This window comes from Rhodobacteraceae bacterium IMCC1335, from assembly GCA_039640495.1.
GTDB lineage: Bacteria > Pseudomonadota > Alphaproteobacteria > Rhodobacterales > Rhodobacteraceae > Thalassovivens.
Window position 1 is genome coordinate 2277893 of sequence record CP046864.1, and the last position, 16526, is coordinate 2294418.

Consider the following 16526-nt stretch of genomic DNA (forward strand, 5'->3'; position numbering starts at 1 on the left):
ACTAGTACACAAATATACTAATAATTAGTACACAAGTCGCAACGAAGAACCAACTAAGTAGATGTAATTTATCAATTTATTTTAATTAATGGTGCCCCCACACGGAATAGAACTGTGTATAATATCAATGACTTAATTTACATTTATTTGTTTATTTTCATTAAGTTATATTAACATTGGTCTCTATTGGTAAATATCAGTATTGAGAAATCTACGAAAAAATGGTACCAAATTAGGTACCAAATCAGAGGTTTTCATGCTTACCGATACTGCAATTAGAAAGTGGTCACCAAAGGGGAATGGTGATCGTCAGAGATGCGGCGATGGGCTTTACATTCGCGGGTTTCTGTCGGGCCGCAAACTGTTTCAGATGCGAGTTGCAATAAATGAAAAGCGCCGGTGGATTGATCTCGGTGAATATCCAGAGAAGTCGCTGGCCAATGCCAGAGAAATTGCACTCGCTGCAAAGCGTCTCATCAAATCTGGTGAAATCCAAAATGAACGACTGCAAGCAGCCATCCTGCGCGTAAACTCAGCAAACGAATTAGAAGCTGAGCTTAAAAAAGGCATTCAATTAGAAGCGGGTCGCACCGGCATCCCCTCTTTTGATCAAGCCTATCGAGATTGGTATTCTCTTCAGCTAAAAGCCAACCGCTGGACAAATATCGCCTCGCAGAAGCGGCCCATCCGATCGTATGAAAATCATATTGAAAAACACTTTGGCAATTTGCGAATTGATAAAATACGCCGACCAATGATCAAGCAGATTTTACAGCCTATATTACTTGAACAGACAGAGATTGGCTCAAAATTATTAGGATACCTATGGGAAGTATTTGAGGCGGCATACGATGCCGAATTCATGGATAACAATCCCTGCCCTCGCCTTGCTTCTTTTACGGTACCTAACAAGCTAACTAAACACGCAGCTTCTTTGCAATATAAAAGGCTGCCGGAACTTTGGGCTTGGCTTGCAGAAGCACCTTTCTCTGAGCAAGTAAAAATGGCAATGCGCCTTGCTATTTTAACGGCCCATCGAGCAAGCGTTATTGCACATATGCGGTGGGAGCATTTTGACTGCGACAAAGGCATATGGACAATACCAGAGAAGGACATAGAGACTGCGCAAATGGGCTTCATGAAGTCTGGTAGAGAGTTTTCCATGAAAATCCCAAAGGCGCTCTCAGAGGCACTTTGCGCACTCCCTCGCGCTTGCGATTATGTTTTTTCCGTGGACGGCCGAAAGCCAATCAACGCAGAAACGCTGCGCAGAAATTTTCAAAAGTTTGACAACATCACAACACACGGATTTCGTACCACCTTCAAAACTTGGTGCCTCAACAACAACGTCGATCATTTCTTAGCAGATCGATACGTTGATCATGCCTTAGTAGGTTTGGATAAAAACTATCGACGTGATGATTTATTTGAACAGAGAGCAAAATTGGCAGAGCGTTATTTAAAATTTGTGGAGGCCCAAAATGTCTAAAACTTATCATGGCGATGAAGGCATCAAACAGATGTTATACGATGAGCGCAAAGCCTTCGTTAAAAATGAATGGATGCATTATAAAGATACTGGTGATCGTCAGCACCTTGCAAATATTTGCGAAAAACTACCATTTTTTGAGCAACCGGAGGTTGGTTTAGAGATAGCAAAGCTTTTAACACAACCGACCCTTTTAGGTAACACTTTGACACTTTAGGTAACGATCAGATGATTGAGTTCTAACATTATGCTTCCCGTATATTGTTAGATTAAGGCTGGCCTTCGTCAATGGTTGGGGAAGTCAGCCTTTTCTCCAGAAACGCGTTCCCTCGCGTTTCAAGATTAGTAACTGGCTGGCCTTCTTAATGGGTCAGCCATTTTTACAATGTTCTCTCAAAGCCCTCTCCTGTGTTGCGGGTGTGATCAGCTCAATCTGCCACCCAACCTGAGCACCTTAAGGAATTACGAAGTAATGCTCAATAAATGAGCAAATCTTTTGGCAGCATGTCATTTAAATGTAACTTTCGTTGGGTAAGTGTTTACTTTCCTTATCCCACAGTTTGAATGAGAGCTCATTTAATTGGAGGTAAATCAAAGACGCCTTAAGAAGTTGTACAAAAAGCATACGACTGTTTCTCAACAGGCGACATGGAAACATTTTTATAAGACCCAAGTCAATTGCACTTTGACCGAGAAGGATGTTGATGATTTGTATCTGCAAGATGTTTCTTTATCGCTCGGCGCCGTATGAGTGTCATATCGCTGTTATAATGTGCACTTACTGTTACCTTGTTTATGTCAAGTAAAGGAAATCACAATGAAACTAATTAAATCTATAATAACGACAATCACATTTGCTTTTGCAGCACAACAGTTGGTTGCAGGGGGACATGGTGATGGACATCCTATATTAACCCCTTTGGAGCCGAAGGCTATGGAAGGTGCTTACACTGCAATGTTGATGGGAGAGGATACGTTTAAAGCTAACTCTAGTTTCGATGAAAAAACCTATCAACTCGTAGCCTTAGCAGCTTCTGCAGGGATGAAATGTGAGTATTGCATTATAGCTCATACGGCATTGGCTAAAGCTGCAGGCGCCAGTGATGAAGAAATCAAAACTGTTGCGATGATGACTGGTATAATTGCTATAAATAGCACCATGCTTTATGCCAACCAGTTCGACCTAGAAACTTTGCGCAAAATGTTTGGGCAATAAAAACTGTATGAGCGGGCTGAGCGATCAGCCCCTCAACTGTTTTTCGTGAGCGCAGCCCCCGCCTGCGTCGCGAGTGTCATCTGAAGTGCTATCAGGAGTGTGCGCATGGGGTTAAAGGTAATCATTATAATTTACGACTGGACCCGAAAATGAGTGAAAACTTTCACCATCTTCGTAAGGTTCAATATATAATCTGAACACATCGCTTACACGATTGTCTCGGTTCATTATGTCAATAAAACTTTCGACACTATGATGTACGCCTATCAAAGCATACTCACCTGTACCCAAATCAATTATGTTATGCATGATATCGTCGATGGGATAATCTCGTAAATACTCTGCATAAGCTTTCCAAAGCGCCTCTTCCTGACCTTCTTTAGGTCGAAATCGCATACAGTTGATCATTCCAGCCATAATTAACTCCTCTGATTGCTACAGAATAACGCGGTTCCGAAATTTGTGGAGTCTGAAAACTTATGGTACCAAAAATGGTACCAATTCAGCCAATTAAGATATTTTAATTTAATAAAATCAATAATTTACGAGAAGTCTGCCTCCAGCTCGATTATCCTTGCAGCCACCTTGGGGTGCCTCCTGAGCCGCGAGGATTCCTCCCAGACAGTCTTTGGCGCCATATTATCAGAACTGTAGGCAGATCTGTAAGCCTTGGTCTGCGAAAGACCATCAGACACTTGTTGTGCAAACTCATTCTGCTTCGCTGTGATCATACTCTTAACCTAGTTGCAGTACGTATAATTACCCATGGTATTGCAGAACACGCCGCCATTTAAACCGCCAGTTGATGGTGCTGGAAATGAGGGTGTCTGCAATAGGCCTTGGCCTAGATTTAATAGCATATTTGATTGGTTTTGTCTTCTTTGCTGCTCATAAGATAAGCACTGCAAATATTCCTGTGTACCTGGTGAAAACCCATTACTCACGCATTTCTTGCCATCACGAGAAAGGTTGGCAGTTGATACTGGCTTTTGCTGAACGACTTTCTTTTTTACAGTCGCAAAACGGCTTGGCACCTCCACCTTCGCAATAAGACTTGGATAGATCGCTGAAGGAAGAGTTATGTCGCGCTCATTAGAAACATAATTGACCAGTGCTCTGTTAGTGCCCTTGCCCCACAAGCCATCAACTGAACTGCCATAATATCCTAGCTGCTTAAGCGCATATTGGATCTGCTTTCTTTCAGTTAGGCTCTGGCTGACAAAATACGCTCTAAGTTCTGAAGAGGTCGGTTCTACCCTTGTGGGCTTCTGTACCTGCTGTGTTTTTACCTTTGGAGCCACTGGCATGACTGCTCCACAGTCCACGTAACGGCTTTGTATGCAGCTCAAAGCCATCGTCTGGGCTTTTTCCACTGCCGCAGGAGTCATTGACTGCTGAATTACTTTACGCCGTTCTGGAGCCTCCTCATTGCCGTTCAACGCGGAGATGTTAAACCACATGTGGGCTAGTGTTGATATCTGCAGAGCACCCAGACCTTCCTCATACATCTTACCCAAATAAAATTGAGCGTCAGCGTTTCCCTGAACAGCGAGAACCTGACTTAATTCAAAAGCTGTATTGTACTTACCAGACTCGAAAGCGACGGTTGCAGCAGCAATTCCTTCAAGCACACCACATTCAAGCCCACGGGTTTTTGCAGCATCTATATGCGCTCTAAGCTTGGGATTATTTTGCCATTGCACAACACCACTGTCCGTTTTGGTAGCTAGAGCACAAATCTCATCATCTCGACATGCCGTTGGGTTAGAAGAACAACTGACAGGCTTTTTGATCTCCGCAACGTTACATGAATAGCCCTTCTTTTTGGCAGCATCAGCGAAGGAATTTGTGACCCATTGAAGCTGGCCATTGACCGATTGAGTTGCGTTATAACAAAGCTGAGCTGCGCTGCAATATGACGTGGAAGTAGTATATGAACATTCTGCTTCAACATTATTTTTAAGCCTTAAAACTGCATTCAATAAAGCTTCTACGTTCTCTTTCTTTTTCAAGTCAGCGGCTGAAAAATGCGCTTTATTGAATTGTCCTAAGGCTGTTGAAGTTCTTTTCCCATAAAGGCCATCAACTTTTGATGTATAGAGGCCTTTTTCCTTCAAAATCTCTTGAACTAATTTTCGATCTTCTTTGGCTAACTTAATGAATGCTGTCCGCAAAGGTGTAGAATTCACGGCACCTGCGACTCCACAACCTAAACCTCGTCGTTTAGCTTCGTTTACATGTTCTCGCCAAATAGCCCCACTCCATTTTTATTACCATCAACAGATGGGTTAGTTGCAAACAAGCATAATTGTTTAGAAGTACAAGCGCTTGCTCTTTGAGAGCAAAAGTTAGTAGAGCTATTTGCCAGCGAGGCAATAAGTGTAACCAAAGAAAACAAAACAAAAGCAATCATAAAATTAAAGTGAGTTTTCTGCATGCATCAAACTAAACAAAAATCCAGCTTTTTGTGGAGTCAATTTTTAGCGGCGCCGTCATTAAACGGCGCCCCAAGTTTAAGCTACCGCTCGAACAGAATAACTGACGCCCACATTTTCAGCCTGTACCAGCTTAGTAGCCAAACTTATCAGACTAATGACTTGATGGTGTTCCGTTTCTGGAGCGTCATTAAACAATCCAACATTACGATAGTCTGAGAACAAGCCCAGCGCAGAGCGGAGGAACCAAAATGGCTCTTGCAACTCACCGCGTTCAAGGTCGCCCCTGACGTAGTTAGGTTGGTCAGCTACATGTTCTGCAGGGACCTCGAATACAGGCATACCCGCCGCATAGAGTGCACCATTAATGCAATATGCATCCCCTTTGCGCAAATATACCTTACACCACCGCTTAGGGTCTCTGAGGATCTCCAGAGCGCCCTGTAAGTGGCGCTCTGTGACGGTGTTATTTGGGAGGAAGTGTATCATTTATATTTCCTTTCTGCTTGGATCCGTATGAAGGGCTTGTTGGTCTGGGTGGTGTTGGGGTTAGGTATGGTCTCCATAACCCTCTTGCCCTTGCTCAGGGCGTTTAGCTTGTTGAGGTGTATCTCAGCAGCGCTCACGCCAAAGCCACGCGTCCTCATTGAGGAGCGGCGTTTATGTTGATTTTCAGTCATGATTTTTCTCCATCAGAGCAAGACTAGAGGTGCCATGAAATGGCGATCTCGCTTGCAGCTAATGGAGTTCAGATAAATGTGCTATTCACATCTACTACATATCTTCCATACACCAATTACAGCAAATTTACAAGCCAACGCGGACTAGTTTTTAAAACACACCAGTGTGAGAATCTGAGCTTAAGATTAACTTAGTATATCAATAAATCTCTACCCTTACCGGCGTGGGATTATAACCATTGCAGGGATTATGCATCTGAGGGCAGTTGGACAGCACTGCTAAAGTGTCTGTCTTAGCCAGCAGTGTTACATAGCTATTTGGTTTAAGAGTTACATTATCGACGCCAGCCGATCCGTCTTCCAAAACAGGAACCGACATAAACCAATTTATATTGGGAACTATAGCCTCTTTACCCATCCCGTTTTTGATAAGCTCAGCCTGAAAGTTATCGTAGCAGGACTCCGTCGTTTCAACGCCATATCTGAGCTTGTTGTTAGGATTGCTGCAGCAGCCATAAATAGTGTCATGCCGCCCAATAGTGTCTTCCACCACCTCAAGTAACTGGGTGCCACTATCAGAGTACAATACACTACCTAATCCTACATAGACATTACCCTGAACTTTAACCGTGTTAGTAGCTGAATATCGATCTGAGCGATCAACATTATTATAGCAGAGAAAGTCTACGGCTTGTTGACCTTCAAGGTCAGTTATCTTCAGGCGTTGGCCCTCTTTTACAACTCCTGACCATGAAGTTTTAGCTGCGACCTCTTCTTCGTAAATACCCAAATTTTCACTCCTTCTATCTCTTAATTCAGGGATATCAGATTTTCAAAATAGAACCACATCTAGGGCCCATTTGTTCATGCATAGTTTTACATAAAGCCCTACAAAATCTAGGGAGTGGCCCTAGGGATGGCGCTACTTTATCTAACAGCAAGCGATAACAGAGTTCGCTTTATAATTCACGTTCTGAAAGAGATAATATAACTTTTTCAATTCTTTCCATGACAGCTGCTTCCTCAAAACGCTCTGAAATGCATCCATTATCTGAAAGCCAGTTGAGCTTTGAATTGGTGAAAATTTCAATGTCGGGTTCATGCTTCGTGCTATCATCAAGAGTTCCAATAGGAATAATGGCTAACCCTTCAATAACCTCAACACTGTAGAAGGCTTTCGTGGAGCAGTTAGGACAAAAAAATAGCTCAATATCTCCTCCGCTCCCTCCGTTGTAGGTATATTTTTTTAAGTCACCGGAAACTTCGATTTCTTCTTGCGAAAAAATACCCGTTACGGACAAAACGCTGTATAGTTTCCTGCAACTTGTACAATTACATTGGTTAATAAGCATTGGGGCATAATTCGATTTAATTTCGATACTGCCACAATGGCATGAACCAATTTTCTTCATTTTATATCTCCAAAACCGCTATCTGCTTAGGGATTGTAATCAGCAGTACAATGAGTTTGGTGCGCATAAGGTTTATTCCCATTTATCACCTTCAGCAGGGTACTGACGCATAATTTCATCGGAGGCCCGATAAGCGGACACAAATTGGTGCATCTCGCTGACCCTGGAATTAACCACTGTGCCTTCAAGTTCAAAGGCATTCAGTTGCTGATAAACATCATCTTCACTTTCAGCAATCCAGTGACAGTAAAAGAAGTCATCGTTTCCACACCAAGTCTGCATACATTGAGCGTGTTCGCCAATCGCTTCTACTGCCCACTGCAATTCTGACTTTTGTGGTTGGGGCGGATTACGTTTTTCAGGCGGCGTTAAATATTCTTGACGCGCCTCATCAGATACAAATGAGTGGATAACAAAAAAATGTTTAGAAAAACGTTCCTTGAGCATATTTCAACCTTCATTTTGTTTGCTTGTGATGAGCCCGTTTAGATATTTTTAGAATTTTTTAAGCCCCCGTGAACTTAACCTTATAAGTTGTGGAGGCTCTTTTCGTTCCAAATCCAAATGCAAAATGCGTAGATTTTTACTAGCTAATGTTTCATGTGAGCGTCTGGATAATTGGTAAAATATTCTTCTGATATTGGTGTCATTACGCCGCTTTCAATGCCGGCACCGCCTTGCCTTCTAATTTCAGTCAACTCTGCATCAGAACCAAAGGCTTGAAGCACTTCCATGCTAGGAAACATCATAATTGCATGAAGTTGAGTAGGATCATTCTTCTCAGTACCAGCAAACAGAAACTTAATTCCCATTTCTTTAATTCTGTCTTCTTGTGACTTTACCATCGTTTGCCAAGTATCAAAACCTTTTGAAAGTTTTATTGAACTTTTCACTATAATTGCCATTTCCCTCTCCGATCGGCCAAACGTAATTAGTTATGAAGGCTGGTCAGGCGAAAAGCAATCATAACGTGGCGTTATCGATGTTTTGTATCATATTCAGAATAATACTTATGAGTACGCCGCTCATTTGGTAAGTTGGTTTTCTTCTTCTATGATATTTCTGCCAAATTGAATGAGCACATCGCCTTCCAAGACCACGGTATCTTTTAAATGCTTGCTAAAAATATCTGTCTGCAGTCCTTTTTTACGTATCTCATGTCCAGCCAAACGCGCTTTTTCATTTTGATAAACAGTTATGCCCACACCGCTAGCTACACCCGTTTTCACGAAAACAGTCTGCTCAGTGTTTGGATACGGCCCATGAGCCTGCCACCGCAGAGATCACACCATTTTTGTCAGATCGTTTTTTCATAATTCTGTTACGACCTCTCGTTATGTCCTTATTTATCTTGACTTGCTTTTGACTACTAAATATTTGGATTGGACACGGTGATGTTGGGTTACTGAGCCTAGAAGAGACTATGGACAATTTTGTTGGCAAAAAAGCTCTAATCATTGGTGCAAGTGGTGGAATGGGAAGTGCAGTAGCAACCATGCTTGCCAAAAATGGTGTGCATTGCGCTTTAGTTGGCCGTGATAAACAGAAACTTGAAGATGTTTTTTCAATTTGCTCTTCGTCTGGAAATCCATGTTTTACCTTTTCCTGTGACATATCCAAAAGTCAGGAAATTAAAAAATGTTGTGAAGAGGCAATCGACTGTCTTGGCGGATTAAACTATTTAATTCACTGTGCAGGAAACTATAATAAGTCTTCAGCTGATGAGTGCGACTTAGAGGTTTGGGATGATATTTTAGATGCAAATCTTCGCAGCACATATCATTTTGCAAGGCACTTACTTCCACAAATTAATAAGGCACCAGGTGGTGCTGTTATTCGAATAAACTCTGGAGACGCACCACATACAGGCATAGGTATTCAAACCGCTCAAAAGCGGGCTATCGATGGTTACATGGAGGTTCTTTTTAAAGATGTTAGGGAATACGGTACTAAAGTTTGCACTATAAACCCTGGATTTGTTAATACATCGATGGTGAATCCTGAACGTTTAAATCCAGAACTAATGATGCAGCCAGAGGATATATCGCAAGTTGTTCAATTTATTTTAAGCACTTCCACAACAGCTTGTCCGACTGAGATAACCGTACAACCCCAACGTTCGCCCTGGAAAAGTCCTGATATGCATCTTTAAGTTGGTCATAAGATATCTCAACTTTTAAAACTCAAAGCTGACGTACCCTGAGAAAATAAAATGTGAGAGCGTTATCTTAGCAACCTACCAGCCACTGGTAATCTTCGCATGTGACAGCCTGACGCCTGAGTGTTGTTCAATGCTTCGTGCTGTAAAGCGAGCGATATGGCTGTGCTTATGCACTCCGATGAGTAATTGATCATATTTTAGCCATAACCTAGTTTTCACTGGTTGAATTTTATGCAGATAAAATGTGCGTTGAAAGTATACCTATGTATTCTTTGACTATGAGCACTGGCGTTATATTTCTCACGGTATGAAACGGAAAATCTGCTATAAGTGCGAAGCTATATGCAATTCTTTAAGTGAAGATTGCCCAAGTTGTGGAACATTACTGAGTTCCAAAACCTTAGACAATTTTAACTTAATGCCTTTGATTGTTGCCGTCTGCGCTTCATTCTTGATAATTGGCGCTATGATCGGCGCCACTGCATAATTCAGCAAATTCACAAGTTACTACACTTGATTGATCAATATACATTTGGTCCACACTCAATGTAACAAGTGCAGGCACTAGGCTAGTGTCACACAGCTGTTATAGTTGAACTCGATATTATGCTTGCGTGACCGCTTCTCCCGCGGACCAATGGCAGCCAAACATCTTATAAATTCAATCTAATCCATTTGCCAACTAATTCAGCATTTCTTCATACATGGTTTTATATAAAGCCTTTCTCAATATAGGGGGTACCCCTGGGGTGGGGGTCTGGTCAAAATGATTTGGTATAATGAGCGATATATTTGAGTTTCAGATAGACTTATCAGCCTAACGGTGAAACCTAAGTGAAACCTATTTAGGTGATAATATTCCCCATAGAGGCTTTAAAGTCATCTAAGTTATTGATTTTATGGTGCCCCCACACGACCCACAAATAGCGCCATATTTGCCTTAAAAATAAGGATGATGTGGACCACGTTTAAGCCCCAAACCGCCCTAAACATATCAATAGGTTACCAGACATGTGGACCACGTTTGCTTCATCACCATGACTGATTTTTCGGTGAATTATCCGCTGATGCCAGCCGGGAAGCGATTCAAGATACCTGATACAAATTTTGTGGTTACTGTCCATCCGGTCTGAATGAAATCGAGTATGGGCTGCCAATCTGCAATCAACAACGTCAGCAACATTGCCGCCCACAACAAATACGAAAATAACTTAGGGACATTTTGCTCGGTACTTGTAAAAGATTCGTACTTTTCTTTTCGTACTCCTTTCCCAAGCGCCACCCACTCAGCGGCAAATATCTGCGCTTCAAATTTTTGTTCAAGTTTGTGAATAACTTGGAATTTACCTGCGTTTAATTTGCCGTAGTTGTTGATCAAATTTGACCAAGATCGGCACATTAGTAGCCCAATCATCAGTGGAAACAGAAGAACCAAGACAGTACTATCCGTTAGAACCTTTTCCTTGACGATCAATCCTGAAGCACCAACGATGGCACCGATAACAGTGATGAAAAAGCCATTCGTGATTTGGCGTCTTTGAATAAGTTGCTCAGAGGAAGTCACCATTATCTTGTATAATTCCAAGCTTTGGGCCGCATCCCGTGCTTCTTCTTCGAAACACTCCTCAAACTCAGAACTGAAGCTGTAGGCTGACTGCAATTCAGCGACATTTCTTGTGTTGATGTCACTACGCGATAGCGTCAAAACGGGTTTGCCAAGTTCCTTTGCCCGTTCAATTTCCCAAACCGTGTTTTCAGAATCCTCGCAGGCTTCCAGATCGTAAACAACAACTATCTCCGAAGACTCTATCTTGCTTTCTGCTTGGAACTTCCATTTGGAACCGAATGACTTCTTTAGAATTGAAAGCTCAACGTAAATTCCATCCGTTCGCTTCAACGATGCAAAGAACGCCTTCGCTTCATCACGAAGAGCAGTTCGATGTATCAAAAATGCTCTCATTCTACCTGCGCCCTGCGATCAGCAGCTTAAGATTGGGCCAAGTCCAATAGTAGACTTTGTCGTTTGCAGATGCGGCCCTTGGCTTTGTGCAGTGTTTGTCCTTATACGCGGCCAGTAAAAAATAGGGCTTGTTCAGCTTTTTCGCAATCCTCAGCTCAGCATCAACGCCAGATGCAGTATGGGTTTTGGTGCCACAAAGCACGATCACAACATCAATGTTGTCCATCCTACGCTGAACCTTTTGTTCCCAATCTCCAGTTAAGTGCGCTTTAACCGAATTGTCTTTGAACTCAAATGGGCTGTCGGGGTTCTTCTCTTGCCAAGCCAAGTACATTTTTACTGTGCTGTCGTTATCATAGTCGAAGCTAATGAATGCTCGTTTCTTTCCGGCCATAAAATTTCTCCTGTCAATCCAACGCAGTTAATATTTCTGACAGCTGCTTTCAACCGTAAGGTAGTTCACCTCAAATTAATGCGAGTCCACTGGGGAGCAAGAATAACGGCGTTTGCACTATAAAAATAAGGGCAAGGTGTACCACGATTTTCGCGTTCGACCCCGTCAGATGCCCTAAAAATCCCAATGTGGACCACGCGAGTACCGCGCAAAATGCACTTATCGTTTGTTATCAATATGTTAGGAAAATAATGGTGCCCCCACACGGCACAACACGAATATCCATGGATAAACTTCTACGCGTTAAAGCCTCATATTAATCCAATTTTTTATGGATAACTTGTCCTTTAATACCTTTCTTTACTTGCGTGCATCCAGTAAAAAAGGGGGGACGAAAGGGGGGACAAGAATTGGCCGCCGCAAACAAACTCACAAATGCATTCTTAAAAACAGCACCAACGGGGAAGCATCTCGATGGAGCGGGTCTTTTCTTTCGCAAACGCGCTTCTGGAACCTCGGATTGGTTTCTGCGGTTCAGGCTCAATGCCGCGCGGCATGAAATGGGATTAGGCGGCTACCCCGAAATTGGCCTCAAGGCCGCTAGAGAAGCTCGCGATCATTACGTGAACCTCGCGAAGCAAGGCATTGACCCAAGGCAGGCTAGGAACCGTGTGATTTCAGATAACCTGCGGTACAATACTACATTCAAACAAGTAATGCTTGAGGCATTTGAAGCAAAACAGCCGACACTTAAAGACGGAGGCAAAGCAGGTCGCTGGCTAAGCCCAGTTAAAAAGCACGTTCTGCCAAAACTCGGCGATCTAGAAATCACATCTCTAACGCAAAGAGACGTAGCGCATTGCTTAAAGTCGCTTTGGCACGTCCACCCAGATGTTGCACGCAAATGTATCAATAGAATTAATATTGCCATAAAGCATGCCGCAGCCGCTGGTCTTGACGTTGATCTCGGACTTACCCTCAAAGCCAAGACGCTCCTCGGGGAACAAAATCATCAAGAAACTCCCCTCCCATCGATGCCGTATAAAGAGATCCCTGATTTTTATAAAAGCCTAGATCAACTAAGTCAGACGCATCTGGCTTTAAGGCTTTTGATCCTCACAAACTCTCGGGTTGGCCCGCTGACAAAAATCAATCTTGATCAAATCGATGGCGATGTCTGGACGATCCCAAAGGAATTTATGAAGGGCGAGGTTAAGCGTGCAGAGGCCTTCAGCATACCCTTATCACTAGAAGCGCTGCGGATAATCGACCATTTAAAGCCGTTTAGCAAAAACGGAAACCTATTCCCCAGCGATGGCAAAAATCCAGTCATGAGCATCAATACGCCTCGGCAGCACATGGTGCGCTTAGGAATTCAAGCACGCCCAGGAGGCTTCAGGGCAAGCATGAAAACTTGGATGACAGAAAATTCAATCGGGTCGGATTATATTCAAGAGACAATTATGTCTCACAAGGTCGGGACTTCTGTTGCTCGAAGATATACTAGAACCGAACTCGTTGAAGAGCGCCGACCCATAATGGAACGCTGGGCAAATTTTGTGACCAGAGATGGTGCCGTGGATGTTGAAAAGCTACCCCATGGATGAACTCGAGCAACTCAAAAATAAAGTGCGCTTCATCTTCGAGGGATATAAAAGCGGTACCCCAAGCGTTGAGATCTATGAAATTAACGGTGAGTTGATTTTTGGCAGCTCAGACGAAATCGGATATAAGATCCTAATCGCATCGCCCGAAAGCTTAGTCGCCGATGCGCAGCTCAGTTATGAATGGCACAACAAACTTAACGAAGGCATTGCCTATGCTGACCTTAATGGTCTCGAAGTCCCAGCCATAGCGAGAGTGGCAGACGCGAAATACAAACTTGATCCAAAATTCAAACCTCAAAACAAGGGTGGCCGTCCAAAAGATGTCAGCTTCTCAACTTGCTTAAGAATCGCCATTCTGGAATGCATGCGGACGGGAATGCAACCCACTAAGAATGAGACTACGAGCATAAACAAAATCTGCGCCGCGGACGTGGTTTGGGACGTTCTATTTGATCTAGACCTTGCTGCCGGTTACCAAGATTCTTTTGCGATAATGCGCGCTTGGTCCCGTGAAATAAAGCGTTTCCCGTTGGACAAAACCTGACCTCAGTTCTGTCTTTTTACGCGAAGAATTTCAACCCGTAAAACTGAAAGCATCCGTAACTGCACGAGGATGCACATCATGAACGCAAATAACTTGATCAACTTTCAACAGCTGCAGTCCAAGCTGGGAAACAGATCACGCTCTGCAATATACACTGATTTAGAGGCAGGAAGGCTGCCAAAGCCCATTAAAATGGGCCGGCGCTCATACTGGTACGAGCAAAAGGTCGACAAACGCATTTTGGAGCTTCAGGAGGGCCAAGATGAGCGCTCATGAAACCCCCGCCCGCCCACGAAATGTCACGGGGGTATATGTCACAGCGCCTCAATCACATCGCGAGCGGGATGACAACTATAAAAATGCGATTATGGAGCTTCGCAATGGTTGGCGTATTATTTTGTGCCGCCACGGACTCCAATTCATCATTCAAAAGCGATCCACGAAAAAGCCGAACCGAGGCGTTTGGGTGGGTAAGAGCTATCACACTACGCGCGACAGCCTTATCGACGTCTGTTCGCATTTAAATTTGCTCTGCAGCTCAGAAATTAAGGACGAACTTCTAAAGTTGCCCGAAAAGATAAAGCGGAGGGACTGCAAATGATCAACTTCCCACTTTCCGCAAAAGCAAAGCGCAATGGAAATGGATATGTTGACACATGCCCCGCCCATGATGACGGGACACCATCACTCAGCATAAATCATACGAAGGATGGCAAACTGCTTCTCCACTGCTTTGCGGGATGCAGCTTCGAGGAAATCCTTGCTGCAACCGGCTTGAAAGGTGAACACTTACAAGATGGCAGCAAATACATTCGAGCAGAACCCCCGCAAAAAAGCGAGGCAGAGCGCACAGCGTATGCGCTCAGTATCTGGAAGCAAACTATAGCTCTCAATGGAACCATAGCGGAGGTTTATCTTAAGTCGCGCGGTCTCGAAATTTACTCAGATGATATGCGCTTTCATCCTAAACTGCACTTTTCTGATGACAGCACCCAACGGCCAGCAATGGTTTGCGCTGTGCGTCGTCACGGGCGAATTGTTGGATTACATCGCACCTTTTTGAATGCTAATGGGAAAAAACTTGGTAAAAAGATGCTTGGTCCTTGCGGAGGAGGCTCAGTTTACGTGGGCGGAACAGGTTCGTATCTCGCAGTGGCCGAAGGTATCGAAAATGCGCTCGCAGTTCGGCGTATGAGCGGCGATCACCGCGCCAATTTTTATGCATCACTTTCTGCTACCGGCATGCGGAAATTTGCGTTGCCAGATGATTGCAGGGATTTGATGATTTTTTCTGATGGCGACAAAGTAGGAATGGCCGCGAGCTATGACCTCGGCCAGCGAGCGTCTTTGCAGGGCTGGAATGCCTCAACAATGATCCCACCCCTCGGGCGCGACTGGAATGATGAACTTTTATCTGAAATCGGAGGTCCGCTATGAATTGGCAGCAAGCTACCCCAGTTGAAAACCAACGCGTGTCCCAAATTAAAAACGCAGTCTTGAGCGCAGCGGATATAAGCTTTGATCTAAAAAGTGATTACCTTGTGAAAGGCTGGCTTGGTTCAGACACTATGTCTGTCATCTATGGGGACAGTAATTGCGGCAAATCATTCCTCGCACTGGATATTGCAGTCCATATTGCAACGGGCCAGTCATGGATGGGACATAAAACGCGAATTGGGCAGGTTCTATATTTGGCGTGCGAAGGCGGTAAAAAGAGTTTTGCGCCGCGAATTGAGGCTATCAGCAGAGCCAAGTCGTTTCTGAAAGAAAAGCGTGACAGCGATAATTTCTTACTGCTTCCGCTCCAAGTCGATTTGCACGGCAAGCAAGATGCTCAGGCCATTACTGCTGCGATACCGGAGCAAAAGCTGTCGTTAATTGTTGTTGATACGCTGGCCATGTCAATCGGCGCCGGCTCAGAAAATGACTCAGCGGACATGGCGCAGTTTATCCAAAATATTGGCAAGCTTAAGGCTCACTATAATTGCCATGTCATGATCATTCACCACACAGGCAAGGATAAAAGCAGAGGCGCACGAGGACACACGTCCCTTCGCGCAGCTGTGGATACAGAAATTGAGGTCAAAGTTGATGGTGCAATCCGCATTGCAGAAACCAAAAAGCAACGCGATATGGAAAACGGCAAAAAAGTCGGCTTTACGTTGCGCGTCATAGAGCTTGGCCTTGATGATGAACATGACCTGATAACCAGCTGCGTGGTCGAGCAGTCAGACGCAGACTTGAGCAATGTAGGACGCGCGAAGAAGGTCAGCCCGAATGAACGCATAGCCAAGCAGGCCCTAGACGCGGCAATAGCACAGTTTGGCCGTAAGATGGCTGATAAGGAAAATTACCCCGCCAATCGCAATGTAGTTTCTATCGACAACTGGCGTTCAGTATTTTTGAAAATGAGAATAGACAGCGGAGCGAAGGAAGAATCCGTTAAAAAAGACTTCACGCGCCAATCCGCAAGACTTCAAGAAAGCGGCATAGTTCATTGTTATAATGATGAAGTTTGGATTATTCATGAATAGGACAGACAAGACATTTGATGGACATGTCTGACTTGTCTAGCGGGACATTCGCTGACGGACAGACATGGACACCCCCCTAATAGGGTGTCCTGAT

At 43.9% G+C, this 16526-nt stretch carries 20 protein-coding genes; 9 read left to right on the forward strand and 11 right to left on the reverse strand.

From position 1 onward, the window contains the following. Window positions 1-256 precede the first annotated feature (256 nt). The 3 genes from GN241_10830 to GN241_10840 all read left to right on the forward strand — a co-directional run bounded on the left by GN241_10830 (window position 257) and on the right by GN241_10840 (window position 2705). Window positions 257-1489, forward strand: coding sequence for a DUF4102 domain-containing protein (locus GN241_10830; protein XAT57807.1), 1233 nt, complete (start codon window positions 257-259; stop codon window positions 1487-1489). Continuing rightward, window positions 1482-1706 (forward strand): hypothetical protein, encoded by a 225-nt coding sequence (locus GN241_10835; GenBank protein ID XAT57808.1) that lies wholly within the window; start codon window positions 1482-1484, stop codon window positions 1704-1706. Before GN241_10830 ends, GN241_10835 begins: the two co-directional genes overlap by 8 nt. 600 nt (window positions 1707-2306) lie before the next feature. Further along, window positions 2307-2705 carry a hypothetical protein gene (locus tag GN241_10840; protein XAT57809.1) on the forward strand — a complete coding sequence of 133 codons (399 nt, stop codon included), beginning with the start codon at window positions 2307-2309 and terminating at the stop codon, window positions 2703-2705. A 111-nt stretch (window positions 2706-2816) separates the two neighbouring features. Here the strand turns inward: GN241_10840 and GN241_10845 are convergent, their stop codons facing one another. The 9 genes from GN241_10845 to GN241_10885 all read right to left on the reverse strand — a co-directional run bounded on the left by GN241_10845 (window position 2817) and on the right by GN241_10885 (window position 8461). Next, window positions 2817-3122 carry a hypothetical protein gene (locus GN241_10845; protein XAT57810.1) on the reverse strand — a complete coding sequence of 102 codons (306 nt, stop codon included), beginning with the start codon at window positions 3120-3122 and terminating at the stop codon, window positions 2817-2819. Between the two features lie 323 nt (window positions 3123-3445). After that, complete coding sequence (locus GN241_10850; protein XAT57811.1) at window positions 3446-4894, reverse strand: hypothetical protein; 1449 nt, start codon at window positions 4892-4894, stop codon at window positions 3446-3448. 324 nt (window positions 4895-5218) lie between these two features. Continuing rightward, the gene (locus GN241_10855; protein ID XAT57812.1) at window positions 5219-5629 is read right to left on the reverse strand and encodes a hypothetical protein; all 411 of its coding nucleotides are present in this window, start codon (window positions 5627-5629) and stop codon (window positions 5219-5221) included. Next, window positions 5626-5820: a hypothetical protein gene (locus tag GN241_10860; GenBank protein ID XAT57813.1), complete on the reverse strand. Its 195-nt coding sequence runs from the start codon at window positions 5818-5820 to the stop codon at window positions 5626-5628. Before GN241_10860 ends, GN241_10855 begins: the two co-directional genes overlap by 4 nt. 199 nt (window positions 5821-6019) lie before the next feature. Next, window positions 6020-6643: a DUF1989 domain-containing protein gene (locus GN241_10865; protein ID XAT57814.1), complete on the reverse strand. Its 624-nt coding sequence runs from the start codon at window positions 6641-6643 to the stop codon at window positions 6020-6022. A gap of 136 nt (window positions 6644-6779) precedes the next feature. Beyond that, complete coding sequence (locus GN241_10870; protein ID XAT57815.1) at window positions 6780-7232, reverse strand: aldehyde-activating protein; 453 nt, start codon at window positions 7230-7232, stop codon at window positions 6780-6782. A 72-nt stretch (window positions 7233-7304) separates the two neighbouring features. After that, a complete protein-coding gene (locus tag GN241_10875) occupies window positions 7305-7679 on the reverse strand; it encodes a hypothetical protein (protein XAT57816.1) in 375 nt (124 codons plus the stop codon). 143 nt (window positions 7680-7822) lie between these two features. Further along, on the reverse strand, window positions 7823-8137 hold the full coding sequence (locus tag GN241_10880) for a DUF3764 domain-containing protein (protein XAT57817.1): 315 nt from the start codon (window positions 8135-8137) through the stop codon (window positions 7823-7825). A gap of 120 nt (window positions 8138-8257) precedes the next feature. Next, entirely contained in the window at window positions 8258-8461 is a 204-nt protein-coding gene (locus tag GN241_10885; GenBank protein ID XAT57818.1) for a hypothetical protein, read from the reverse strand. A 194-nt stretch (window positions 8462-8655) separates the two neighbouring features. Between GN241_10885 and GN241_10890 the strand changes: the two genes are divergently transcribed. Beyond that, a complete protein-coding gene (locus GN241_10890; protein XAT57819.1) occupies window positions 8656-9384 on the forward strand; it encodes an SDR family NAD(P)-dependent oxidoreductase in 729 nt (242 codons plus the stop codon). Window positions 9385-10450: 1066 nt separating this feature from the next. On the opposite strand, the gene GN241_10895 is transcribed toward GN241_10890, so the two are convergent. Then, window positions 10451-11353, reverse strand: a complete 903-nt coding sequence (locus tag GN241_10895) for a hypothetical protein (GenBank protein XAT57820.1) — start codon at window positions 11351-11353, stop codon at window positions 10451-10453. A gap of 1 nt (window position 11354) precedes the next feature. Next, window positions 11355-11747, reverse strand: a complete 393-nt coding sequence (locus GN241_10900; GenBank protein XAT57821.1) for a hypothetical protein — start codon at window positions 11745-11747, stop codon at window positions 11355-11357. A gap of 410 nt (window positions 11748-12157) precedes the next feature. Here GN241_10900 and GN241_10905 point away from each other — a divergent pair, with 410 nt between their 5' ends. The 5 genes from GN241_10905 to GN241_10925 all read left to right on the forward strand — a co-directional run bounded on the left by GN241_10905 (window position 12158) and on the right by GN241_10925 (window position 16432). Then, window positions 12158-13354: a DUF4102 domain-containing protein gene (locus GN241_10905; GenBank protein XAT57822.1), complete on the forward strand. Its 1197-nt coding sequence runs from the start codon at window positions 12158-12160 to the stop codon at window positions 13352-13354. Beyond that, a complete protein-coding gene (locus GN241_10910; GenBank protein XAT57823.1) occupies window positions 13347-13898 on the forward strand; it encodes a hypothetical protein in 552 nt (183 codons plus the stop codon). Before GN241_10905 ends, GN241_10910 begins: the two co-directional genes overlap by 8 nt. A gap of 78 nt (window positions 13899-13976) precedes the next feature. Then, the gene (locus GN241_10915) at window positions 13977-14174 is read left to right on the forward strand and encodes a transcriptional regulator (GenBank protein XAT57824.1); all 198 of its coding nucleotides are present in this window, start codon (window positions 13977-13979) and stop codon (window positions 14172-14174) included. 321 nt (window positions 14175-14495) lie between these two features. Then, on the forward strand, window positions 14496-15335 hold the full coding sequence (locus GN241_10920; GenBank protein XAT57825.1) for a virulence-associated protein E: 840 nt from the start codon (window positions 14496-14498) through the stop codon (window positions 15333-15335). Next, entirely contained in the window at window positions 15332-16432 is a 1101-nt protein-coding gene (locus GN241_10925) for an AAA family ATPase (GenBank protein ID XAT57826.1), read from the forward strand. The genes GN241_10920 and GN241_10925 overlap by 4 nt, the downstream gene beginning before the upstream one ends. Window positions 16433-16526: the final 94 nt, after the last annotated feature.